Below are 21,976 nucleotides of genomic sequence, written 5' to 3' on the forward strand. Positions count from 1 at the left end.
GGGGGCGGGTCCCGCTGGGTGGGGCCCCCCGCGGGCCGCCGCCGCCGGGGGGCGCCCCCCCGGCCGGGGGAGGCGGTGGGGACTACGCGCAGCTCACGCCGATACAGACGGTGTTGAGGAGCGTGAGCAGGCCGACGCACTCGCAGGTGCCGCCGAAGGGCGCCCCGTCGATGCCGACCGGGTCGGTCTCCGGCAGGGCGTGCAGGCGGGCGAGCAGGTCGAGGTCCTGGTTCTCCATGGCTTTCTCCTTCTCCGTGTGGACGTTCGTGCCGTTTCTTCTTCGCGCCGTTCCTCGGTACCGCGGCGGCGGGCTCTCCGCCGCTCACACCGGCTGCTGGACCATCCAGTGCCGGGGTTCTGGGTGGCGCACCCGCAGGAGGAACGCCAGGATTCCGGCGGACCCGTCGCTCCAGCCCGTCGTGACGTCCCCGTACTCGTTGGGGAAGACGACGTGGCCGCCGCGCCGGGACCCTTCGGAGACGAGGAGGCGGGCCAGCTCCCCGGCCCGCGCGCGGGGCTCCGGGTCGCCCGTGGCCTCGGCCAGGTCGAGGAGGAAGTCGCCGTTGCCCGCGAGGCCGTGGCACTGGGTGAGCGCGGCCCGCGAGGCCCGCTCGACGACGGCCCGGCCCGCGCGCCGGGCGAGCTCGCCGTACCGGTCGTCGCCGGTCGCCCGCCACAGCCGCACCAGGAACGAGCCGATCCCGGCCGACCCGTGGCACCAGTACGGTGCCGTGGGCACGTCCCCCGCCTGCGCCGGCCACTGGGCCGCCCCGCCCACGTCCACGGCGTGGGCCACCAGGAGTTCGCCCGCCGCCACGGCCAGCCGCCGGTCCTCCGGGCGGCCGGTGACGGACGCGGCGGCGAGGAGGAAGCAGCCGATGCCCGCGGTGCCGTGGGCGAAGCCGAGGTAGCGCTTCCCGGCCTCCGCCGCGACGGCCTCCGCCGGGACCGGCCAGCTCGCCCCGGCCGCCTCGCGGCGCGCGGCGGCGGCCAGCCGGTCCGCCGCGTCGGCGACCAGCGCGGCGAGCCGCCGGTCGCCGGTGCGCCGCCACAGGTGGACGGCGGCCAGACCGCCGCCCGCGGTGCCGTGGGTGATGTCGTGGCTGGGCGTCGGCTCCTGCGGCGCCAGCGCCAGGGCCAGGGCGTGGTCCATGAGCGCCCGGTCGCCGACGGCGCGCCCCGCCTCGTACAGCGCCCAGGCGGTGCCCCGGGTCCCGAAGTGCAGGCCCGGGCGGCCTGAACGGGGGTCGGTGCGGTCGGCGATCCAGCGGCCCGCCGCGGCGAGCGGCCCGGGCAGGCGGGGATCGCCGGTGAGCTCGAAGTACCGGGTCAGCACCGCGAGGACGCCGGCCGCGCCCTGCTGCACGGTGCACGGATCGCTCTCGCCGGCCGTCGTGGACACCGGCCACAGCCGCCGCTCGTCCCCGGGCGTCATCGTGTCCAGGAGGTGCCGGACGATCCCGGCGACGGCGGTGCCGGTCGTCTCCTCGGCGACCCGCCCCGCCGGGACGCTCCCGGGGGCGCCCCGGCGGGACGCGTCCGTCCGCCCGAGGGCCCTGCGGGCCCTGGCCGGATCCCAGCGCCTGGCCGGATCGTCCCGCATCAGTCCGAGGATCGACTCCCGCGCCCCGTCCGGAAGCCGTACGGAGACGGCTGCGGCGTCCAGCCAGTCGGCGAGCCGCTCCTCCGCGGGCCGGTCTGCCGGCTCCTCGGCCAGCAGGTTCGGTACCTTGCCCGCCAGGACGAAGCACAGGGTCGCGCCGAGGCTGTAGTAGTCGGCCGTCGGGGAGACCGGCGCGTCCGCCAGGCGCTCGGGGGCGCTGAACCCGGGCGTCCCCACCCGGGTGGGGAGCGCCTCGTCGTCGTCCAGGACGGCGAGCTCCAGGTCGATGAGGCGCAGTTCCCCGTCCGGGCGGACCATCACGTTGCCGGGCGTGAGGTCCCGCAGCACACAGCCCCGGGCGTGCGCCGCCGCCACCAGCTCCACGAGCCGCACGGCCTGCTCCGCCGCCTCCGCCGCGTACCGCTCGGCGCCGGCGTCGCGGAACCGCTCGGCGACCCAGGTCCGCAGCGGGACACCCGGCACCTCCTCCTGCGCCAGGAAGAGGTGCCCGCCGTGCTCGAAGAGCGCCAGCGGTTCCGGCGCGAGGCCCGTGCCCCGCAGCTTCTCCAGGGTCCGCGCCTCGGCCCGCAGCCAGTCGCGGACGTCGCGGCCGGAGGCGTCGGCCTCCACGTGCGGGCGGGTCTCCTTGATGACGACCGGGGCGCCCGTGCGGACGTCGCTGCCCCGGTAGACGCCGCCCTTGTTGGTGTGCCGGATCGCCTCCCGCACCGAGAACCGGCCGCCGACCACCACGGGGCGCGGCGCGGCGGGCGCCGGCGCCGGGGGCGCGGGCGGCGCGGGCGGCGCGGGGAAGGGGCTGACGGCCCACTCCGGTGGGGTGTACCGCCCGGTCCGGCGGTCCTCCACCGGATTGCCGTCGGGGTCCTCGAAGTACCAGACGAGCAGCCCGTCCTCGGACAGCCGCCGCAGGCCGACGAAGGCGCCGTACCGGTAGTGGACCAGGCTGTCCGCCGCGTACTGCTGGTCGGACAGGATCCGGGGGCCGGCGAGTCCCGCCGTCGCCCGGTGCAGTTCCCCGGCGAGCCGGGCCGCGTCGGCGTCCGAACGGGGGTACACGGTCAGGAACTTGCCGGAGCTTCCGCGCGGCGTGGCACGGGAGTTGAGCGCGCCCACCCGCTCCAGCGACCGCGCGAACTTGAACCCGGACGCGTCCCGCAGCAGCACGCCCAGAGCTTTCGCGAGGACGGCGGGCGCGGAGGCGGCCGTCGCCGACAGGTGCAGTTTCCACCCCTGCCGGCGCCGCTCTCCCGACGTGGGTGCCAGCCGGCACCACATGTCGTCCGACTCGGTGGTCCACCGCTCGCCCGTGCCCGTGGCGCGCAGTGCTCGGTGGAGGAGGTCTTCCAGTACGGCTTCCGTTACGGCTTCCGTGGCGTGACGCGTCATGCCCATCCCTCTCAACGGTGAGAACCGCCGAGGGGAACGTGCCCGGCGCACGTGTCGGCCCCACATACCGGGGGCCGCATTCACCGGTTCCAGCGAGCGCGCGCCGCGGTTGTCCCACCCAGAGGTGCGACCGGCGCGGAACGGCGCACGACCGCGCGACCGGGGGCGTCAACGTCCCTTCCGGAAGGAGGACTTGCAGGTGGAGGGCGGTGCGACGGGCGGTGTGCGAGGCCGTCACCGCTCCGGCGGCGGGCCCGACGGACGCAGGTCCAGGGGCTGTCGCCGCCCCGCCGTGACGAGCAGCCGGACGGCCTCCTCGCCGGCCCGCGCGGCACCTTCGAGGTGCCGCGCCGGCGGGACGCCTCCGCGTACGGCGCCTCGGGATCCTGGCGGACCGCGCGTACCGGAAGCCCCGCCCGGCCGACGCGGTCGCCTCGGCGCCGATGTCCGTTGTCCGACGCCGGCGGCCCCGTGCTCCACGCCGAAGCCGTGCCCGCCGAGGGGTCAGCCCAGGTGCTGCCGGAAGAAGTCGGCCGCCTCCGTGCCGACCCGAACGCGGACAGTCGGGTCGGCGGGTTCCGGGGCGAAGAAGTCGTCGTGACGGACTTCGGGGCCGGCCGAGCCGCCACTCGCCGTGGGGATGTGCTCCAGGTACGGCCGGGTGTCGACGTCGTACGGACCCAGCCCGGTGTCCAGGACCTCGGCCTCGGCCTGCACCGCGAGGGTCCGGTGCCGGAAGAGGCCCCGCCGGGGCGCGTACCGCGACCGGGACCACTCCGGCGCCGCCGCCGCTCCGCCGGCCCGACGAGCTCGGCGACGCTCGGCGGCCGCCCCCCTCCTCCGTCCTGCGGGGATCCTCGCGCGCCGGGGCCCCGCCTCAGGGCCGCAGATGCGTGGCGACGTGCCGGTACAGGCTGCCCGTGCCCCCGAACTCCTTGAGCACCGGCTCCCACACGGCCTCGATGTGGGCCACCGCCTGCTCCTCCGAGAGCCACTCGGAGAAGCTGAGGACCCTCGTGCCGTCCACGCTGATGTGCAGGTGCGCCGCGACCGCCCCGGGGTAGGCCCGGTCCGCGCCCTCGGAACTCTCCTCCGAGGCCAGCAGGCCGTCGAGCCACTCCCGCGCCGCCGCCTCGTCCGCCGTGTCGAAGAACGCGACGGGGAACGACTCGGGGAGGGCCGCGGGGCCCGTCGGGGCGGTGCCCAGGACCGTCCGGTAGTGGCGGAAGGGCATCGACGCCGGCGCTCCCGCGCCGGGGACGGTGCCGAGCCCGGCGGGCCAGGCGGCGCCCGCGCCCTTCCGGGCCCCGGCGAGCGCCTCCTCCGACGTCCACTGCGTGTACGTGAGGACCGTGGCGCCGTTCTCGTCGACGTAGACGGTGAACGAGGCCAGGCCCCGGGGCCACGCGTCCGGGTCGGCGCCGAGGCGCGCCACCGCCTCGGCCACGGCCCGCGGGCGGCCGGGGCCGTCGACGGGCACGGTGGTGACGAGCGCGACGGCGCTTCCCGGATCGTCCAGGACCGGTCGGGCGGTGGCGGGGGTCTGCGGGTGCGGCACGGCGAGCCTCCTGAGGGGGCGACGAGAGGGAAGGGGAAGGGGGAGGGCGAGGGAGCGGAGGTGAGGTGAGGGGGCGGATCAAGTCTCCGCGTCCCGGCCGGGGCGCCCAAGTGCCGTCGCTCCAGGACTTCGTCAGAACTTCGTCGGGAATCAGGGGACTTGGCAAGGCGCTGCCCCGGACGCCCCGTGATCGTCGGCGCCCCGCGGCCGTCACCGCTCCTTCAGGAGGCGCTCCGTGATCCGCTCCAGGCGGAGTGCCGCCGTCCGGTCGAAGTCGGGCGTGTCGACCCGGATCCGGTGGCCCTCGACGAAGGCGCTGAGGGGAGCGGCGGGCGGGTCGTCGAGGACGTCCACGATGGGCGGAAGGGCGGCCGACACGGGTTTCGCGCGCTGCTGCATGGACCGGATGTGCCGCAGCGTCTCGGCGTCGTACTCGCCGGAGAAGCCGGTCGCGGTGACGCCGGGGTGGACGAGGACGTACCGGATGCCCGTGGTGGCGGCGTACCGGTCGGCGAAGGCGACGGCGAGGAGGTCGTTGAGCTTGCCGCCGTGGCCGAGCGCCGCGCCGCCGTGGTAGCCGTTCCGGAGCTCCAGGTCGTCCCAGCGGACCGTGTCCAGGGGTGCGCCCGGGCCGGCGACGTTCACGACGACGGGCCGGGCCGCCCTGCTCAGCGCCGGGACCAGGCCGTGGCCGAGGAGGTAGCGGCTGAGGTAGAAGAGGGCGAAGTTCTCCTCGTACCCCTCCGGCGTCACGGTGCGTCGGAAGCGGTAGTGGCGGGCGCAGAGGACCAGGGCGTCGACGGCCGGAGCCCGGGCGGTGACCTCCTCGACCGCGGCGGTGGTGTCCTTGAGCAGGCTGAGGTCGGCGGTGACGAAGCCGGCCCGGTCACCGGCGCCGCGGGCCCGGGCCCGCTCCAGGTACGCACGGCCCTTGGCGGGGTCGCGGCCGATGACGAGGACGGTGTCGCCCCGGTCGAGGTGGCGTTCGGCGAGGGCCTTGCCGATGCCGTCCGTGCCGCCCGCGATGACGAGGGTGCTCACTGCTTGTCTCCCTGCGTGGTGGCGGCGGCGGTGGAGGTGGAGGTGGAGGTGGAGGTGGTGGAGGCGGGCCGGGCCGTCTCGGCGAGGGGCGCGTCCGAGGCGTCGGTGTCGGTTTCGGCCCCGGCCCCGGCCCCGGCCTCGGCGTCGACCCCGACCTCGGCCTCGGCGTCGACCCCGACCTCGGCGGGTGTTCCCGTGTCCGGGGCCGCGGTGGGGGCCGCGGCTTCCTCGCGGGGCTCCGGGCGGCCCGGGAGCTGGGTCGCGGCGGCCAGGGTCACGACGAGGGCGATCACCACCGTCCAGGAGGCCGCGCGGAAGCCGCGGACGGCGTCGCCGTCTCCGGCGGTCTGCACGACGAGGGCGACGGTCGCGATGCCGACCGAGGCGCCGAGCTGGTTGAGCATGTAGAGGACGGAACTGCCCTGCGGGACCAGCGCGGACGGCAGGGTGCGGTAGAGGGACGCGATCGTCGGGGCGCCGACGGAGCCGAGCCCGAGGCCGAGGGTGAACGCGGCGAGGGCGGTGAGGGCCTCGGGGGTGTCCGCGCCGGCCCGGGTGAAGGCCAGCGCGCTCAGGGCGGCGACGGCACCGCCGGCCAGCACCAGGGGCCGGGAGCCGAGCCGGTCGGAGAGCCGCCCGGTGAGCGGCATGGAGAGGGCGGAGCCGACCCCGAGAGGGGCGAGCAGCAGGGCCGAGGCGAAGGCGCCGTGCCCGCGTGCCTGCTGGTAGTAGAGCGGCAGCGCGAAGAGGAAGGCGAAGGTGGCGAGGCCGACGAGCGCGCCGACCGTGACGCTGGCCGAGAAGCTGCGGCGGGTGAAGAGGCGCAGGTCGATGAGGGGTGCCGTGCGCCGCGCGCCGAGCGCGTGCACCGCGTACCCGCCGAGCAGCAGGACGGCCGCGGCGAGCGGGACGAGGACCTGCCACACGGCGAAGGCGGCGCGCTCGGCGGCCTGCGAGAGGGCGAGGACGCCGGCGGCGACGCCGGGGCCGATCAGGGCGATGCCGGTGACGTCGAGGCGGGCGGCCCGGGCTTCGGGCCCGGGGGCGTCCTTCGGGACGGTCCGCAGGGCGAGGACCAGGGCGACGAGCCCGATCGGGATGTTGACCAGGAACATCCAGCGCCAGGACAGGCCCTGGAGGATGACGCCGCCGACGACCGGGCCGAGCACGGGCCCGCTGGAGCCGACGACCCCCATGAGGCCCATGACGCGGCCGGCCCGCTCGGGCCCGGAGGCGCGGGCGAGCAGGGTGAGCATCAGCGGGTCGAGGAGGCCCGCGCCCAGTCCCTGGACGACACGGAAGACGATGAGGCTCGGCGCGTCCCAGGCGAGGCCCGAGCCGATCGAGCCGGCGAGGAAGACGACGAGGCCGGCCAGCCACAGCCGCCGTCCGCCGAAGCGGTCGACGGCCCAGGTGGTGACGGGGATGGAGACGGTCAGGGCCAGCAGGTAGCTGGTCGAGACCCAGCTGACGGTGGCCAGCGAGGTGTCGAGGTCCCGGGCCAGGGTGTCGGCCGCGGCGGCGATCATCGAGGTGTCGAGGATCCCCATGATCCCGCCGAGCAGGATGACGCCGATCAGCCGCCGGAGGGCGGGATCGAGGCGTCCGTCGGATGTGTGTGCCATGACTCTCTCTTCCGGAGGTCGAGCGGTGTGCCGGACGGGACCGGCCGTGAGGGGGTCTGTCGGCCCCGGAACATCAACGAACCGTCCCAGTGAACTGCACTGGCTGGTGCACTTTATGGGGCTCGCTGGTTCGACTGCAACCGCACGTGCGGTCAACTGCACTCACTGGTGCAGTAATTGGGTCGGGACGGGTACGATGGCGCGGTGACCGGAACCAGCGCAGCGACGAAGACGGCGAAGACGACGAAGAGGGCGGCCGAAACGGCCGGGGCGGGCACGGAGGCCGGCCCGGCGCCGGCCCGGCGGGGCGCCTCCCGCGGCCGGATCGACAAGCGGGAGGCCATCCTCGGCGCCGCGTTCACCGTGTTCGCCCACCGCGGCTACGCCCGGGCGTGCATGGAGGAGATCGCCGAAGTCGCGGGCGTCGCCAAGCACACCGTCTACAACCACCTCGGCGACAAGGAGAACGTCTTCCGCAGCGCGCTGGAGGCGGCGGCCGACGCCGTCATGGCCGAGAACCTCGCGGTCGTCGAGGGGTTGACCGCCGACGGCCGCGAAACCCCCTTCGGGGCAGACGAGTTGCACGACCTCCTCGACGGCGTCGCCCACCGGCTCCTCCTGCGATGTTGCGACGAGCGCTCCTGGTCGCTGCGCCGCCTCCTGTACGCCGAGGTCGCCCGCTTCCCCGACCTGCTGGAGATCGTCTGGGGGAGCGGCGCGGGCCGGCTCAAGCAGTCCCTCGCCGACCGGCTCGCCCGGCTCTCCCTCGCGGGGCACCTGCGCCCCTGCGACCCCGCCGAGGCCGCGGAACAGCTCCTCGCACTCCTGACCGGACCGATGGAGGCGCGCTCGCGGCTGGGCACCCGCCGGGTCCCCGAGACCGAACTCCGGGTCGTGGGCGTCTCCGCGGTCCGCACCTTCCTGGCGGCGTACGGCCCGGTGGTCCGCACCTGATTGTGAACGCGGGTGAACGCTCCTTTAAGGCGTGCTCCGCACCCCGACACCGCTTCGGATCTGGTGAATCATCAAACGGAACAAGGCAGTTGGAAGAGGCGGTGGGAGGCAGCGTGCACGTCTTGGTCGTGGGGGCGCCGGAGGACGGCGCCGGCTCGCCGGCCGCCCGGCTGGAACGGCTCGGACACGACGTCACCTGTGCCGCGACCGGGGCCGAGGCCCTCGCCCTGCACCAGGAGGCGGACCTCGTCCTGCTCGACCTGGACCTGCCGGACCTCGACGGCCTGGAGCTGTGCCGGCGCATCCGCGCCTCCGGCCAGGTCCCGGTCATCGCCTTCACCGACAGCGGCACCGAGCTGGACCGGGTGCTCGGCCTGTGGGCCGGCGCCGACGACTGCCTCGACAAGCCCTACGAATTCCGCGAACTCGTCGCCCGCATCGAGGCCGTCACCCGCAGGACCCGCCCCCGCGAACTCGTGCGCGAATCCCTCACCGTGGTCTCCATAGGACGCCTCAGGGTCGACGCGGAATCCCGCGAAGTACTGGTCGGCGGGCGCCTCGTGGAACTCACCCGCAAGGAATTCGACCTCCTCTACTACCTCGCGCAGAACTCGGGGAAAGTCGTCAGCCGCCACCAGCTGATGAAGGAGATATGGGGCGACCCGCGGGGCGAGGAGATCGGCGCACGCGCCAGCCGTACCGTCGACACCCACGTCAGCTCCCTGCGCAGCAAGCTCGGGGACAGCGGGTGGATCCGCACCGTGCGCGGCGTCGGCTTCCGGCTCGGAACCGGCTGAGAACCCCGTTTCCCGGCCGCTGTCTTGACGTCGAATTGTGAAGAAGTGATCGCTCCTCTGACGCTCTGCCCCGCCGCTGCCGCCTAGAGTCGAAAAGTCAGCGCCCGCCCGACCGAGCGACGGAGACGGCCCCCATGACTTTCCCCGATTCCCTTTCCCCCGAATCCCTCACCCCTGAATCCCTCACCCCCGAATCCCGCACCTCCGATTCCCCGGCCCCCGGTTCCCCGGCGTCCGCTTCCCTTTCCCCGGCGCCCTCCTGCCCCTACCTCGCCTCCGACTTCACCTCCCGGCGGCTCGACCTCGACCCGGTGTACGCGCGGCTGCGCGACGAGCAGCCCGTCAGCCGGGTGACCATGCCCCACGGCGGCGACGCCTGGCTGATCACCCGCTACGACGACGTCCGCGCGGCCCTCGCGGACCCGCGGCTCAGCCGCGCCGCGACCGTCGGCAAGGACGTGCCCCGCTCCAGCCCGCTCATCCAGCACCCCGAGTCGCTGCTCAGCATGGACCCGCCGGAGCACACCCGGCTGCGCCGCCTGGCCGCCAAGGCGTTCAGCGTCCGCCAGGTCGAGGCCGTGCGCCCCCGGGTGCAGGCGATCGTCGACGGCCTCGTCGACGCCCTGGAGGAGACCGGCCCGCCCGCCGACCTGGCGACCGGCCTCGCCTGGCCCATGGGGATCACCGTCATCTGCGAGACCTTCGGCGTCCCCGAGGAGGACCGGGCCGCCTTCCGGGCCTGGACCGACACCATGATGGCCCTCACCGTGGCCGACCCCACCGGGATCCAGGCCGCCCGGGCCGAGCTCGACGCCTATCTGCGCGACCTGATAGCCCGCCGCGTCGCCGCCCCCGGCGACGACCTGCTCAGCCGCCTCGTCACGGCGCGCGACGGACGGGACCGGCTCACCGAGGCCGAACTCGCCATCTTCGCCGTGGACCTGCTCACCGCGGGACACGAGACCACGGCCAACCAGACCGGCAACTTCCTCTACACCCTGCTGTCCCGGCCCGCCCTCTGGGACAGCCTGGTCGAGGACCCCGGGCTGGTGCCGGGCGCCGTCGAGGAACTGCTCCGCGTCACCCCGCTCGCCACCAGCGTCGCGCCGTTCTCGCGGATCGCCGTCGAGGACCTGGAGATCGGCGGCGAACTCATCCGCGCCGGCGACGCGGTCGTGGCCCAGAACGACTCGGCCAACCGCGACGGGACGGTCTTCGAACGGCCCGAGGAGATCGACTTCACCCGCACGGCCAACCCGCACCTCGCCTTCGGCCACGGCGCCCACCACTGCCCCGCCGCCCCCCTCGCCCGCCTCGAACTGCGCACCGCCGTCGCCACCCTGGTCCGCCGGCTGCCCGGCCTCCGGCTGGCGGTCCCGGTGGACGAGGTCGTCTGGCAGAGCAACCGTGTCATGCGCGGCGTACGGGAACTCCCCGTGAAGTGGTGAACCCGCGCACGGACGACGGCGCGGCCCCCTCCCGCACGAGGGTGCCGCGCCGTCGCCGTACCGGGCGCCGTACAGCCGGCCGTCAGCGGAACGCCGCCGCGTGCTCCCGCGCCCACCGCGCGAACGGCGCCGCCCCCCGGCCCAGCACCCGCTCCGCGTCGGGCAGCGGGTTGCCCGGAAGACCGTCCCGCTTCCGCTGGAAGTCCAGCAGGAAGTCCGCCGTCGGCTCCGGCAGATGGGCCGTCAACCGCGCCCGGTGCTCGGCCCGTCCGATCCGCTCCACGGGGACGGGAACCCCGGCCGCCGCCGCGATCAGCTCCGCCTGCCGCCGAGCCGACAGGGACTCGGGACCGGTGATCCGCAGCACCTCCCCGCGATGGGCGTCCCCCAGCAGGGCGCGCACCGCCACCTCGGCGACGTCGTCCTCGTGGACGGGCTCGCTGTACGTGTCGGGATAGGCCACCCGGACGCCCCGCCCCGCGCGGATCTCCTCCGCCCACTGGAGCGCGTTCGAGGCCAGCGCCCCCGCCCGCAGGAACGTCCAGTCCGGCCCCGAGGACCGCAGCGCGTCCTCCGCGTCCCGGTGCAGCCGGGCGATCGGGCTCTGCTCGGCCCCCTCCTCGTCGATCGCCAGCGACGAGAACAGCACCACGTGCTCGACCCCCGCGGCCAGGGCCTCCCGGGCGAACCGCCCGGCCGTGTCGGGCCGCGCGTACAGGAAGACCTTCCGGATCCCGTCGAGCGCCGGGGCGAAGGTGCCCGGGTCGCCCAGGTCGAGCCGGACCGGCGGCTCCCCGGCCACCGCCCCGGCCGCCTCCGGCGAGCCGCTGGCGGCCCGCACCTCCGCCCCGGCCTCGCGCAGCCCGCGCCGCACCGCGCCTCCCACCCGTCCGCGTACTCCGGTCACCAGAACGGTCATGAGCTGCTCCTGTCGAGGTCGAGGTCGATGGCGTGGTGCAGGTGGTACCGCTTGAAGCCGATGGGCCGTACGCCGGGGGTGGCGCCGGTCGCGCGCAGGGTCGCCCGCCGGGTGGCGCCCGCCAGGAACGCCTCGTGGGCCTCGTCGCTCGTCCACCGCGCGTAGTTGAGCACCCGGCTGCCGTCGGTGCTGGCGTGGAAGTGGGCGCTGAGCATGCCCCGGTGCTGGTCGGCGGGCGCCGCGCCGAGCGCGCCCACGACGGACTCGATGATCCGGTCCTGCCGCTCGGCGCCGTCCACGTCGAAGCTCGCCACCACCACGCTCCCCGGCGGCCGGGGCGAGGACGCGAGCACGACCCCGCGCCGCGGCCGGTACTCGACCGGCTCGGCCCGGGCCGCCCCGCTCAGCCCCCGGACGAAGGGCCGGTACGCCTCCGGGTCCCGCGCCTGCGCATAGGCGAGGACCGTGTCGTCGTCCGTGCTCAGATACGCGTGGAAGGCGAGCAGCCCGTCCGGGGGCGGCGCGGCGCGCCACTGGCCGGCGAGCTCGTCGAGCAGCCGCGTCCCCGCCGCGCGCCCCGGCACGTACCACTGCGTCACGAACACGGCCCGCGCGTCCGGCCGGCCGGGATCGGGCCCGGCGGGCGCCGGGAACGCGTCACGTCCCATAGGGGTGCTCCCGCCGGGCCGTCCGCAGGGCCCGGCCCCACCAGGTGAGCTGGTCGAGGAGGGCGACCGCCGCGGCGTCGGCCGCCTTGTCGCCGCGGATCCGCCCGTCCGCGTCCAGGAGCTCCCACGCGGTGTGGAAGCTGACCGTCTCGCGCACCGTCACCGCGTGCAGCTCGGCGAAGACCGGCCGCAGCTGCTCCACGGCGCGCAGCCCGCCGGCCAGGCCGCCGTAGGAGACGAAGCCGACGGGCTTGGCGGCCCATTCGGCGAGGAACCAGTCCAGCACGTTCTTGAGCGAGGCGGGGAAACTGTGGTTGTACTCGGGCGTCACCACCACGAAGGCGTCCGCGCCGTCCAGCACGGCGCGCAGCCGGTCGCGGACCCCGGCCACGCCGGCCGCGGGCTCCCGGCCCGGCTCGGGCAGCGTCAGCGGCAGCGGCGCCTCCCGCAGGTCGACGGTGCGGACGGCCAGGCCGGGACGGGCCCGCGCGCGGGTGGTGAACCAGTCGGCGACGGCCGGGCCGAGGCGCCCGTCGCGGACGCTGGCCGTGATGACGGCCAGGGACAGATCGGGGTGCGGTGCGGTCATGGTCGGTCCTTTCGGGAGGAGGGGGTCGAGCGGGAGGGAAGGGGGAGCAGGGCCGCCGCCAGGCCGACGGCGGCGGCCCCGGCGAGCAGGGCGAAGGCGGGCCGTCCGCCGTGCCCGGCGGCCAGCAGCGCGCCCGTCGCCGGCAGGAGCGCCACGGCGCCGAGCTGCACGGCGGCCTGGTAGCGGCGGACGGTCGCCGGCCGTTCCTCGGCGGGCCCCGTGGAGGCGGCCCGCAGGTTGAGCGCGGCGAAGGACAGCACGAACCCGGCACCGACGAGCAGGAGGGCCGGCAGGGCCCCCGTCGCGTACGGCGTGAGCCGCGGCCGGGCCAGCAGCAGCCCGAACCCGGCCACGGGCGCCGCGGCACCCAGCGCGATCAGCCGCCCGGTGCCCCACCGCGCCGTCATCCGCCCGGCGAACGGCACCGTCACGGCGAGTGGCACGCACGCGGGGAGCAGCCCGAGGGCGTTCAGCCACGGGGGCCAGCCCTGCCGCTCCTGGACGTGCAGCGTCACCAGGAACAGCACGCTGTGGTAGGTGCCGTTCAGCGCCGCCGCCCCCACCGCCGTACGCAGCAGCACCCCGTCCCGCGGGCGCCGCGGCGCCGACGGGGAGCGCCCGGCCGGAGCCGCCGGAGCCGGATCGCGCGGCAGCACCCGCAGCGCGAGCAGCAGCACGAGCAGCGCCAGCGGCGCCGGGAACCACAGGGTCCACCGCCAGCCGGCGTGGAGCAGTGCCCCCGACAGCAGCAGTCCCGCCGTGAAGCCGGCCGCCCCGCAGAGGGAGTACACGGACACGGCCCGCCGCCGGCCGGGCCCGTCGGGGAACGCGCCGGCGATGATGGTCAGGCCCGCCGGGGCGGTCAGCGCCGCGCACAGGCCCTTCACCACCCGGGTGGCGATCAGCGGGACGGGACCGTCGGCGAACCCGCCCGCCACGGACGCCACGGCGAAACCGGCCATCGCCGCCAGGTACACCCGCCGGGTGCCCAGCCGGGCCACCAGCCGCGCCCCCGCGAGCAGGGCGGCGGCGAAGCCCAGCGCGAAGCCGCTCATCAGCCACTGCACGGCCAGCGGCGACAGGCCCAGCTCCGCGCGGATGTCCGGCAGGGCCACCAGGACCACCGACACCTCGATCGCGTCGAGGATCATGTTGGCGGACAGCACCAGCAGGACCGCCCGGTGCCGCACGTCCCAGCCGCCGTGCGCCGGAGGAGCCCCGGCGGCCCGCGCCGCGGCGGCGCCGCTCACCGGCCGGCGGGGCCGGCCGGGGGCCCGGCGGCGAGCAGCGGCGGCAGCTTCTCCGTGACCAGCTCGACGTTCTCGGCGACCAGGTCGTCGGGCATGCCCGCGATGCTCGCCCAGAAGATGAGGTGGCGCACGGGCAGCCCCTCGGTGCGCTCCCTGATCCGGACGGCGGCGTCCTCGGGGGTGAGGATGTCGAGGAGGCCGCGGGTGTCCTCGGCGTCCGGGTCGCGCAGGTCCTCCAGGGTCAGCGGTGGCGGCCCCTCGACGCCGGTCCCCTGGAGGGCGCCCTGCCGGTAGGAGTTCAGCTGGTGCAGCAGGTGCGGGCCGACGCGCTGCCAGGCCGCCTCCGGATCGGTGGACAGGATGATCGGCAGCAGGTCGGAGACGCGGGCGGTCTCCGGCGCGTGCCCGCCCTCCTCCAGCCCCCTCAGGTAGTGCGGGTGGACGGCGCGGTTGATGTGGAGCAGGCCGAGGCCGAGCCGCCCGGCGATGAGGGCGCCGCGCGGCCCGTAGAAGCCGCCCCACACCGGCGGCGGGTCCTGGATCGGGGCCGGCGTGAGCTCCCGCTCCCGCCACAGCCGCAGGATCTCGGCGATGTTCCGTTCCGTGTGCTGGAAGCGGCGCCCGAACTCCGCGTCGAACAGGGCGTACTCGGGGCGCCGGTAGCCGGCCCCGAGACCGAGTTCGAGCCGCCCGCCGCTGATCAGGTCGACCAGGGCGGCCTGTTCGGCCAGGTCCACCGGGTGGTGCAGCGCGGGCAGCACCACGGACGTGCCGATCCGCGCGCGCCGGGTGCGGGCCGCGACGGCGGCGGCGAAGGTCAGCGGCTGCGGGAGGTAGCCGTCCTCGAAGAGGTGGTGCTCCGTGAACCAGAGCCCGCCGACACCGCGCCGGTCGGCCTCCTCGCACAGCTCCAGGGTGTGCGCGTAGTGGGCGGCCCAGGGACGGTGCCACGCGTCGGGATTGCGCAGGTCGAAGAGGAGACCGACGTCCACGGGGTGGCGCTCCTCCGGTGCGGGCGGGGTCGGCGGCGTCATCCGAGGAGGGTCCCGCCGCTGGCGTCGACGAAGGACCCGGTGATCCAGCGGGCCTCCTCGGTGACGAGGAACGTCACCACGTCGGCGACGTCACCGGCCTCGCCGACCCGGTGGAACGCGGAGAGCGCCGCCATCTGCTCGACGGCCTCGGGGATGTCGAAGACCGCCCCGCCGTTGTCGGTGATCCCGGGCGCCACGCTGTTGATGGTGATCCCGCGCGGCGCCAGCAGCCGGGCCAGGTGCAGGGTCAGCTGCTCGACGGCGCCCTTCGTCATCGCGTAGGCGACCTGGTCGGGGTTGGCGACCCGGGTGAGGCCGGAGGAGATGTTGACGACCCGTCCGCCCTCCGGTATCTGCGGCAGCGCCCGCTGGAGGAGGAAGTACGGGGCGCGGGCGTTGACCGCGAAGAACCGGTCGAACCGCTCCGGGGTGAGGTCCTCGAAGGGGATGCCGCTCTGGCTGGTCTCGCCGGCGTTGTTGACGACGATGTCCAGCGTCGTCGTGCCGGTGCGCTCCTTGAGGCCCGCCTCCAGGCCGAGGAACAGCTCGTGCACGTCCCCCGGCACGCCGAGTTCGGCGCGCACGGTGAAGCCGCGCCCGCCGTCCTTCTCGATGAGCCGGAGGGTCTCCTCGGCGGCGGCCTCGTCGTTCGCGTAGTGCACGGCCACGAGCGCGCCCTCGCGGGCGAGCCGCACCGCGACGGCACGGCCGATGCCGCGACTGGAGCCGGTGACGAGCGCGGTCTTGCCGGTGAGCCGGGTCATGCGGCAACTCCTTCGTGGGGGAGGGGGGTCGGCGGGGTGGCGGCGGTGTCCGGCTCGTGCGCGACGCCGCTGATGATGCGGGCGAGGTAGCCGGCCGCCGAGTCGAGGGTGAGCAGTTCGGCCATGACGGTGCGCAGGCCCTCCACCTCCGGCCCGCCCAGCAGCAGCCGGGACTGGGCGCGGATGCCGGTGAGGGTCCGGGCGCCGACGCGGTGGCGCAGCCGCTCGTACTCCTCCAGGCCCGCGGCCGGCGTGCGGCCGGTGAGGTGGCCGGCGAGCCGGTGGCCGAGGGCGGCGGCGTCCTGGAGGCCGAGGTTGAGGGCCTGGCCGCCGACCGGCATCTGCACGTGCGCCGCGTCGCCCGCGAGGACCACCCGGCCCTTCACGTACCGGGCGGCCTGGCGGCTGGTGTCGTCGAAGGCGTCGAGCCAGACGGGGGTGCCGTGGCCGATGGACTCGCCGGTGACCTTCGCCCACGCGGCGACGACCTCGTCGAAGGCGGGCGGCCCGGTCCGGGGGACGGGCGCGGAGCCGTGGACGTGCACCATGATCCGGGTCGTCCCGTCGGGCCAGCGGTGGGCGGTCGCCAGCCCGTTCGGGCGGCGTTCGAAGCGCCGGTTGGGCACCCCGATGCCCGCCACGTCGGCGCGGAACATCTCCAGCGTCGGATCGTCGCCGGGGAAGTCGAAGCCGGCCAGCTGGCGCACGGTGCTGCGTTCGCCATCGCAGCCGACGACGTACGAGGCGGCGAACCGCCGCGGCCCGGAGCCGAGTTCGATGCCGCTGACGACGACCCGATCCGCGTACTGGCGCAGCCCGGTCACCGCGTGCCCGCGCCGCACCCGGGCGCCGAGGCCCGTCGCCCACGCGTGCAGGGCGGCTTCCAGGCGCGGCTGCGGGCACTTGAACTGGCCCGCGTACGGATGGCCGGGGGCGGCGGCCCGCAGGTCGAGCGGGAGGCCCCCGAAGTGGCCGGGGCCGCCGGGTGGCAGCGGGCCGAGCCGCGCGAGCAGTCCGCGCTCGGCGAGGAGCTCCATCGTGCGGGTGTGCAGCGTGGAGGCCCGCGACGTGGTGGCCGGCGCGGTGAGCTGCTCCAGCACGGTGACGCGTACGCCGGCCCGGCGCAGGTCGCCGGCGAGCAGCAGGCCCACCGGCCCGGCGCCGACCACGATCACGTCGGTCCGTTCGGGCGCGCCCGCGTACGCCGGGGCGGGGCGGGGGAGGGCGGCCATGGTCAGCGCCGCTCTTCCGCGTACCGCTTGGCCAGGCCGAGGGTGGCGCGGCTGTTCCCGCCGAGCGCCTCGCGGACGAAGGCGCGGGCCTCGGGCACGCCCGCGTCGGCGCCGAGCACCTGCGTGATCGCGTCGCCGTTGAGGACCACGGTGTGCTGCGAGGTGGCGGTGGTGACGCCGTCGGCGTCCTCGGTGAGCTGCCAGTAGCCGGTGTGCAGCGCCAGCAGGGGCGGCAGGGTGGTCTGCTTGTAGGCGATCCGGTGGTGGGGGAAGGCGACCCGCACCGACTCGGTGGTGTGGGTGGAGCCGTCCTTGGTGCGGGTCTCCATGCGCAGGGTCTGGAGGCCGGGCGTGGTCTCGGTGAACGTGACGGAGGCGACGTGCGGGAGCCGTTCGGTCCACCGGTCGGCCTCGTTGAGGAAGTCGAAGACGTCCTTGGCCGCGCCCTCGACGCGGACGCTGTCCTCGAAGGAGAGGGTCAGCTCGTCACCGTGCGAGGCCCGTTCCAGGTTCTCCTTGAGGGCGGGCAGCTCGGCCCGGCTGTTGCGGTCGACGGCCTCGTCGATCCAGGCCAGCGCGTCGGGGTCGTCCCCGATCGCGCGATAGGTGTGCAGCAGCCGGACCCGGGTCCCGCCGTCGCCGGCGGGCTCCAGGGTCCAGGTGCCGGTCATCTCGGCGACCGGCGGCGAGGAGACCTCCTGCCAGAAGCGGATGCGCAGGCCCTCGGGGTCGAGGATCCGGCGGGACGTCCAGTTCTTGGCCTCGCCGTTGGCGGTGGCCCAGATCCGGATCCGCTCCTCGTCGCCGTTCCGCTCCAGGCGGTCGACGTGGACGGAGGGCGGGAACAGGCGCGGCCAGTTCTCCACCTCGGCCAGCAGCCGGTACACCTCGGTGGCCTGGGCCTGCACGGTGATCTCGTGTTCGACCTCGCGAACGGTCATGGTGAACTCCCGGGAAGCAGGGGCGGGCGGGGATCAGAAGTTGCCGAGGCCGCCGCAGACGTTGAGCGCCTGCGCGGTGATGGAGGCGGCGGTGTCCGAGGCGAGGTAGCCGACGAGGCCGGCGACCTCCTCCGGGGTGGAGTAGCGGCCGAGCGGGATCTTGGCCCGGAACTTCTCCAGGACGGCGTCCTCGGTGGTCTCGTAGGCGGCGGCGTAGCCCTGGCGGACGCGCTGCGCCATCGGCGTCTCGACGTAGCCGGGGCAGACGGCGTTGACGGTGATGCCGGTCGGCGCGAGCTCGTTGCCGAGCGCCTTGGTGAAGCCGACGACGCCGTGCTTGGAGGCGGAGTAGGGCGCGCCGAGGACGACCCCCTGCTTGCCCGCCGTGGAGGCGATGTTGATGATGCGGCCGCGGTCCCTGGCGCGCAGGCCGCCGGCGTTCAGCACCTCGCGGGTGACGCGGAAGACGCTGGTGAGGTTGGTCTCGATGACGTCGTCCCACAGCTCGTCGGCCAGGTCCGCGGTGACCCCTCCGCCGCTGCGGCCGGCGTTGTTGACCAGGACGTCGACGGGGCCGAAGCGCTCGACGGCGGCGCGCACGAACTCCCGCACGTCCTCGGCGGAGCGCACGTCGAGGACGGTGCCGTCGACGTCGAGGCCCTCGGCGCGCAGTTCCTTCACGGTGGCGGTGACGTTCTCGGCGCCGCGCGCGCCGATGAAGACGCGGTGGCCCTGCGCGGCGAGCAGCCGGGCGACGGCGAGCCCGATGCCGCTGGTCGCGCCGGTCACCAGGGCGACGCGGGGGGCGGTGGTCGGCTGGGTCATCTCCGGCTCCCTCAGGCGGCCCGGGCGGCGGACAGGTGGGCGTTGACCGCGTCGACGAGCGCGCCCGGGGTGCGGGCCTCGCCGAGGGTGTCGTCGTCGAGCGTGATGCCCCACTCGCGCTCGATCCGCCCGGCGGTCTCCAGCAGGGCCAGCGACTCGTAGCCGAGCGCGTCGAAGTCGGTGTCGCGGATGTCGCCGTCGAGGTTGACGCCCTCGTCGGCACCGGCCGCCTCGCGCAGGACGCGACGCAGGTCGTCGAGGGTGAAGGGGTGGGTGGAGGACATGAGGATCGCCTTTCGGTACGGGTACGGGTACGGGTACGGGGTGAGGTTCGGGCGCGGGTGGGGGTACGAGTCGGGGTGCGGGCACGGGGAGGGGGAGGAGCACGAGTCCGGGCGTGACGGCACCGGTGGCCCGGGCGGTCCCGGCGGACCCGCAGACCCGGCGGTCCCGGCGGGGCCGCTCGTGGGTTCAGGCCTCCGCCGTGCGGACCACCAGGGCGGAGTTGAAGCCGCCCTGCCCGCGGGCCAGTACGAGGGCGGTGCGCAGCCGTGCCGGCCGGGGCGCGCCGGTGACCAGGTCGAGGGCGTGGGAGGGGGCGGGCCGGGTGGCCACGGTCGGCGGGACGACCCCGTCGCGCAGGGCGAGCAGGGCGGCCGCCAGGTCGAGCGGCGCCGCCCCGGAGTAGAGCCGGCCGGTCATCGTCTTGGGCGCGGTGACCGGGACGCCGCGCGGGCCGAACACCTCGGCCAGCGTCTCGGCCTCGATCCGGTCCAGCTCCGGGACCCCGGCGGCGTCCGCGAAGACGACGTCGACGTCGCCCGGCGCGGCCCCCGCGTCGGCCAGGGCCAGGTCGACGGCGCGCCGCAGGCCCGGGGCGCGGCCGCTGCCGGGCCGGGGGTCCATCGTCGCCGCGTGCCCGGCGATCTCGCCGTACACCCGGGGCGCGCCCCGGCGCCGGGCGTGCTCCGCGTCCTCGACGACGAGCAGCGCGCCGCCCTCGCCCGGCACGTGCCCGGAGGCCTCGGCGTCGAAGGGCACGTAGGCCCGCGCGGGGTCGTGGCGCGTGGTCAGCCGGCCGCCGGCCTGCTGCGCGACCCAGCCCCAGGAGCAGAGGGAGGCGTCGACGGCGCCGGAGACCACCAGCGAGGTGCCCTTGCGGATCTGGCGGCGGGCCTGCGCCACGGCGTCGAGTCCGCCGGCCTGGTCGCTGACGACGACGCTGCTCGGACCGCGCAGCTTGTTCCGGATGGAGATCTGGCCGCTGTTGACGGCGTAGAACCAGGCGAAGGACTGGTACGCGGAGACGTACTGCCCGCCCCTGCTCCACAGCGCCTTCAGCTCGTTCTGCCCGAACTCGAAGCCGCCCGAGTGGCTCGCGGTGATCACGCCGGCCGCGTAGTCGGGCAGCTCGTCCGGCTCCACCCCGGCGTCGGCGAGGGCCCAGTCGGCACTCACCAGGGCGAGCCGGGTCATCCGGTCGGTCTGCGGCAGCAGCCGGCCCGGCAGGTGCTCCCCCGCCTCGAAGCCGTCGATCTCGCCCGCCAGCCGCGAGGGGTAGGAGGAGGCGTCGAAGCGGGTGACCTCCCGGATGGCGCTGCGCCCGGCGAGGGTGTTGGCCCAGTACTCCTCCAGGCCCAGGCCGGTCGGGGCGGCGACGCCGAGGCCGGTCACCACGGCGCGCGCGCTCATCGCGCCCTCCGGTCGGGCCGGGCGAGCACGACGGCGCTCTGGAAGCCGCCGAAGCCGCTGCCGACCGACAGGACGGCGTCGACGAGCTGGTCGCGCGCGGTGAGCGGCACGTAGTCCAGGTCGCACTCGGGGTCGGGGGTGTGCAGGTTCGCCGTGGGCGGGACGACGTGGTGCTCCATGGCGAGCGCCGAGGCGGCGATCTCGATGGAGCCGATGGCGCCGAGCGAGTGCCCGACCATCGACTTGATGGAGCTGACCGGGGTGCGGTACGCGTGCTCCCCGAGGCTCGCCTTGAAGGCGGCGGTCTCGTGCCGGTCGTTCTGCTTGGTGCCGGAGCCGTGCGCGTTGACGTAGTCGACGGAGCCGGCGTCGAGGCGGGCCTCGTCGAGGGCGACCCGGATCGCCTCGGCCATCTCCCGGCCGTCGGGGCGCAGGCCCGTCATGTGGAAGGCGTTGGAGCGGGTGGCGTAGCCGGCGACCTCGGCGTAGACGCGGGCGCCGCGGGCGCGGGCCCGGTCGAGGCGTTCCAGCACGAAGACGGCGCAGCCCTCGCCCAGGACGAAGCCGTTGCGGCTGGCGTCGAAGGGCCGCGAGGCGTGCTCGGGGTCGTCGTTGCGGGCGGTGGTGGCCTTGATGGCGTCGAAGCAGGCCACGGTGATGGGGGAGATGGGGGCGTCGGTCGCGCCGGCCACCATCACGTCGGCGAGGCCGTCCCGGATGACCTCGGCCGCGTAGCCGACGGCGTCGAGGCCGGAGGTGCAGCCGGTGGAGACCACCGTGCTCGGGCCCTCGGCGCCGACCGCCCAGGCGACCTCGGTGGCGAAGGAGCTGGGGACCAGGAAGTTGTACAGGTGGGGCACCGCGTAGGTGCCGTCCACGACGTCGAGCCGGCCGCCGTCGCTGACCGTGCGGTACTCCTGGTCGAGGCCGGTGGTCGCGCCGACGGCGCTGCCGATGGTGACGCCGGTGCGGGCCGGGTCGAGGGCGTCGAGGTCGAGGCCGCTGTCCTCCACGGCCTCCCGGGCGGTGACGATCGCGAACTGCGCGGCCCGGTCGGTGCGCCGGATCTCGTGCGGGGTCAGGCCGGCGAGTTCGGCGTCGAAGTCGACCTCGGCGGCGATCTGCGAGCGGAAGGGCGAGGGGTCGAAGAAGGAGATCCGGCGGGTCGCGGTGCGGCCGTCGGTCAGCAGCTGCCAGAAGTTCTTGGTGCCGATGGCGCCGGGGGCCGTCACCCCGATCCCGGTGATCACGACCCTTCGGTCGTCGGGGCGGCTCACCGGGCGCTCCAGTGGTAGAAGCGGCGGGCCATGGCGTCGGCGGGGGAGCGCCAGGTGGCGGGGTCGTACGCCTCGATGTGCGGCTTCAGGTCGTCGCTGATGGCGACGAACCGCGGGTCGCTCTTGGCGCCCTCGATGCGGGTGCCGCCGTCGGCGTCGTCGAAGTCCTGGAGGTGGAAGTACAGGCCGCGGTAGGCGAAGAGCTGGCGCCTGCGGGTGCCCATTAGGTGGGGCATCTCGGTCGCGTCGAACGCGCCGAAGAGCCGGGCGACTTCGTCGTCCGAGCCGGAGGCGATCCGGGCGACGATCAGGGTGCTGTGCATCGTTACCTCTCTCGGGAACGGGTGCGTAC

At 75.4% G+C, this 21,976-nt stretch carries 22 protein-coding genes; 3 read left to right on the forward strand and 19 right to left on the reverse strand.

Features of this window, described 5'->3' with window-relative positions; genetic code table 11:
* Positions 1–82 precede the first annotated feature (82 nt).
* The 6 genes from ACFW6A_RS20200 to ACFW6A_RS20225 all read right to left on the reverse strand — a co-directional run bounded on the left by ACFW6A_RS20200 (position 83) and on the right by ACFW6A_RS20225 (position 7,234).
* On the reverse strand, positions 83–238 hold the full coding sequence (locus ACFW6A_RS20200; protein WP_200425306.1) for a VenA family class IV lanthipeptide: 156 nt from the start codon (positions 236–238) through the stop codon (positions 83–85).
* Positions 239–322: 84 nt separating this feature from the next.
* A complete protein-coding gene (gene lanL, locus ACFW6A_RS20205) occupies positions 323–3,010 on the reverse strand; it encodes a class IV lanthionine synthetase LanL (RefSeq protein WP_386641719.1) in 2,688 nt (895 codons plus the stop codon).
* Positions 3,011–3,514: 504 nt separating this feature from the next.
* On the reverse strand, positions 3,515–3,727 hold the full coding sequence (locus ACFW6A_RS20210) for a hypothetical protein (protein ID WP_386641722.1): 213 nt from the start codon (positions 3,725–3,727) through the stop codon (positions 3,515–3,517).
* A 160-nt stretch (positions 3,728–3,887) separates the two neighbouring features.
* Complete coding sequence (locus ACFW6A_RS20215) at positions 3,888–4,568, reverse strand: hypothetical protein (protein WP_386641725.1); 681 nt, start codon at positions 4,566–4,568, stop codon at positions 3,888–3,890.
* A 210-nt stretch (positions 4,569–4,778) separates the two neighbouring features.
* A complete protein-coding gene (locus ACFW6A_RS20220; RefSeq protein WP_386485781.1) occupies positions 4,779–5,609 on the reverse strand; it encodes an SDR family NAD(P)-dependent oxidoreductase in 831 nt (276 codons plus the stop codon).
* Entirely contained in the window at positions 5,606–7,234 is a 1,629-nt protein-coding gene (locus tag ACFW6A_RS20225) for a DHA2 family efflux MFS transporter permease subunit (protein WP_386641728.1), read from the reverse strand. Before ACFW6A_RS20225 ends, ACFW6A_RS20220 begins: the two co-directional genes overlap by 4 nt.
* Before the next feature lie 324 nt (positions 7,235–7,558).
* Between ACFW6A_RS20225 and ACFW6A_RS20230 the strand changes: the two genes are divergently transcribed.
* The 3 genes from ACFW6A_RS20230 (at position 7,559) to ACFW6A_RS20240 (ending at position 10,433) form a co-directional block, all read left to right on the forward strand.
* Positions 7,559–8,188: a TetR/AcrR family transcriptional regulator gene (locus ACFW6A_RS20230; RefSeq protein ID WP_386641854.1), complete on the forward strand. Its 630-nt coding sequence runs from the start codon at positions 7,559–7,561 to the stop codon at positions 8,186–8,188.
* A 113-nt stretch (positions 8,189–8,301) separates the two neighbouring features.
* Entirely contained in the window at positions 8,302–8,985 is a 684-nt protein-coding gene (locus tag ACFW6A_RS20235; protein ID WP_351853781.1) for a response regulator transcription factor, read from the forward strand.
* A gap of 134 nt (positions 8,986–9,119) precedes the next feature.
* A complete protein-coding gene (locus ACFW6A_RS20240) occupies positions 9,120–10,433 on the forward strand; it encodes a cytochrome P450 (protein ID WP_386641731.1) in 1,314 nt (437 codons plus the stop codon).
* Between the two features lie 82 nt (positions 10,434–10,515).
* Here ACFW6A_RS20240 and ACFW6A_RS20245 read toward each other — a convergent pair whose 3' ends face one another.
* From ACFW6A_RS20245 to ACFW6A_RS20305, 13 genes are all read right to left on the reverse strand, one after another.
* Positions 10,516–11,352: an NAD(P)H-binding protein gene (locus ACFW6A_RS20245; RefSeq protein WP_351853787.1), complete on the reverse strand. Its 837-nt coding sequence runs from the start codon at positions 11,350–11,352 to the stop codon at positions 10,516–10,518.
* The gene (locus tag ACFW6A_RS20250) at positions 11,349–12,020 is read right to left on the reverse strand and encodes an antibiotic biosynthesis monooxygenase (RefSeq protein ID WP_351853789.1); all 672 of its coding nucleotides are present in this window, start codon (positions 12,018–12,020) and stop codon (positions 11,349–11,351) included. Before ACFW6A_RS20250 ends, ACFW6A_RS20245 begins: the two co-directional genes overlap by 4 nt.
* Positions 12,010–12,609: an NAD(P)H-dependent oxidoreductase gene (locus tag ACFW6A_RS20255; protein ID WP_351853792.1), complete on the reverse strand. Its 600-nt coding sequence runs from the start codon at positions 12,607–12,609 to the stop codon at positions 12,010–12,012. Before ACFW6A_RS20255 ends, ACFW6A_RS20250 begins: the two co-directional genes overlap by 11 nt.
* Positions 12,606–13,859, reverse strand: a complete 1,254-nt coding sequence (locus tag ACFW6A_RS20260) for an MFS transporter (protein WP_351853795.1) — start codon at positions 13,857–13,859, stop codon at positions 12,606–12,608. The genes ACFW6A_RS20255 and ACFW6A_RS20260 overlap by 4 nt, the downstream gene beginning before the upstream one ends.
* Positions 13,856–14,893 carry an LLM class flavin-dependent oxidoreductase gene (locus ACFW6A_RS20265; protein WP_386641737.1) on the reverse strand — a complete coding sequence of 346 codons (1,038 nt, stop codon included), beginning with the start codon at positions 14,891–14,893 and terminating at the stop codon, positions 13,856–13,858. The genes ACFW6A_RS20260 and ACFW6A_RS20265 overlap by 4 nt, the downstream gene beginning before the upstream one ends.
* Complete coding sequence (locus ACFW6A_RS20270; RefSeq protein ID WP_351853800.1) at positions 14,890–15,657, reverse strand: SDR family oxidoreductase; 768 nt, start codon at positions 15,655–15,657, stop codon at positions 14,890–14,892. Before ACFW6A_RS20270 ends, ACFW6A_RS20265 begins: the two co-directional genes overlap by 4 nt.
* Positions 15,654–16,889 carry an FAD-dependent oxidoreductase gene (locus tag ACFW6A_RS20275; protein WP_351853802.1) on the reverse strand — a complete coding sequence of 412 codons (1,236 nt, stop codon included), beginning with the start codon at positions 16,887–16,889 and terminating at the stop codon, positions 15,654–15,656. Before ACFW6A_RS20275 ends, ACFW6A_RS20270 begins: the two co-directional genes overlap by 4 nt.
* Before the next feature lie 2 nt (positions 16,890–16,891).
* Positions 16,892–17,830 (reverse strand): aromatase/cyclase, encoded by a 939-nt coding sequence (locus ACFW6A_RS20280; protein WP_386641740.1) that lies wholly within the window; start codon positions 17,828–17,830, stop codon positions 16,892–16,894.
* A gap of 33 nt (positions 17,831–17,863) precedes the next feature.
* Positions 17,864–18,655: a 3-oxoacyl-ACP reductase FabG gene (fabG, locus tag ACFW6A_RS20285; RefSeq protein ID WP_351853807.1), complete on the reverse strand. Its 792-nt coding sequence runs from the start codon at positions 18,653–18,655 to the stop codon at positions 17,864–17,866.
* 11 nt (positions 18,656–18,666) lie between these two features.
* Positions 18,667–18,939: an acyl carrier protein gene (locus tag ACFW6A_RS20290; protein ID WP_386641743.1), complete on the reverse strand. Its 273-nt coding sequence runs from the start codon at positions 18,937–18,939 to the stop codon at positions 18,667–18,669.
* A gap of 187 nt (positions 18,940–19,126) precedes the next feature.
* Positions 19,127–20,347, reverse strand: a complete 1,221-nt coding sequence (locus tag ACFW6A_RS20295) for a ketosynthase chain-length factor (protein ID WP_351853813.1) — start codon at positions 20,345–20,347, stop codon at positions 19,127–19,129.
* Positions 20,344–21,624 carry a beta-ketoacyl-[acyl-carrier-protein] synthase family protein gene (locus ACFW6A_RS20300; RefSeq protein WP_351853815.1) on the reverse strand — a complete coding sequence of 427 codons (1,281 nt, stop codon included), beginning with the start codon at positions 21,622–21,624 and terminating at the stop codon, positions 20,344–20,346. Before ACFW6A_RS20300 ends, ACFW6A_RS20295 begins: the two co-directional genes overlap by 4 nt.
* Positions 21,621–21,947 carry a TcmI family type II polyketide cyclase gene (locus ACFW6A_RS20305; protein WP_351853818.1) on the reverse strand — a complete coding sequence of 109 codons (327 nt, stop codon included), beginning with the start codon at positions 21,945–21,947 and terminating at the stop codon, positions 21,621–21,623. The genes ACFW6A_RS20300 and ACFW6A_RS20305 overlap by 4 nt, the downstream gene beginning before the upstream one ends.
* Between the last annotated feature and the right edge of the window lie 29 nt (positions 21,948–21,976).

The organism is Streptomyces sp. NPDC058758 (assembly GCF_042746075.1).
Classification (GTDB): Bacteria; Actinomycetota; Actinomycetes; order Streptomycetales; family Streptomycetaceae; genus Streptomyces.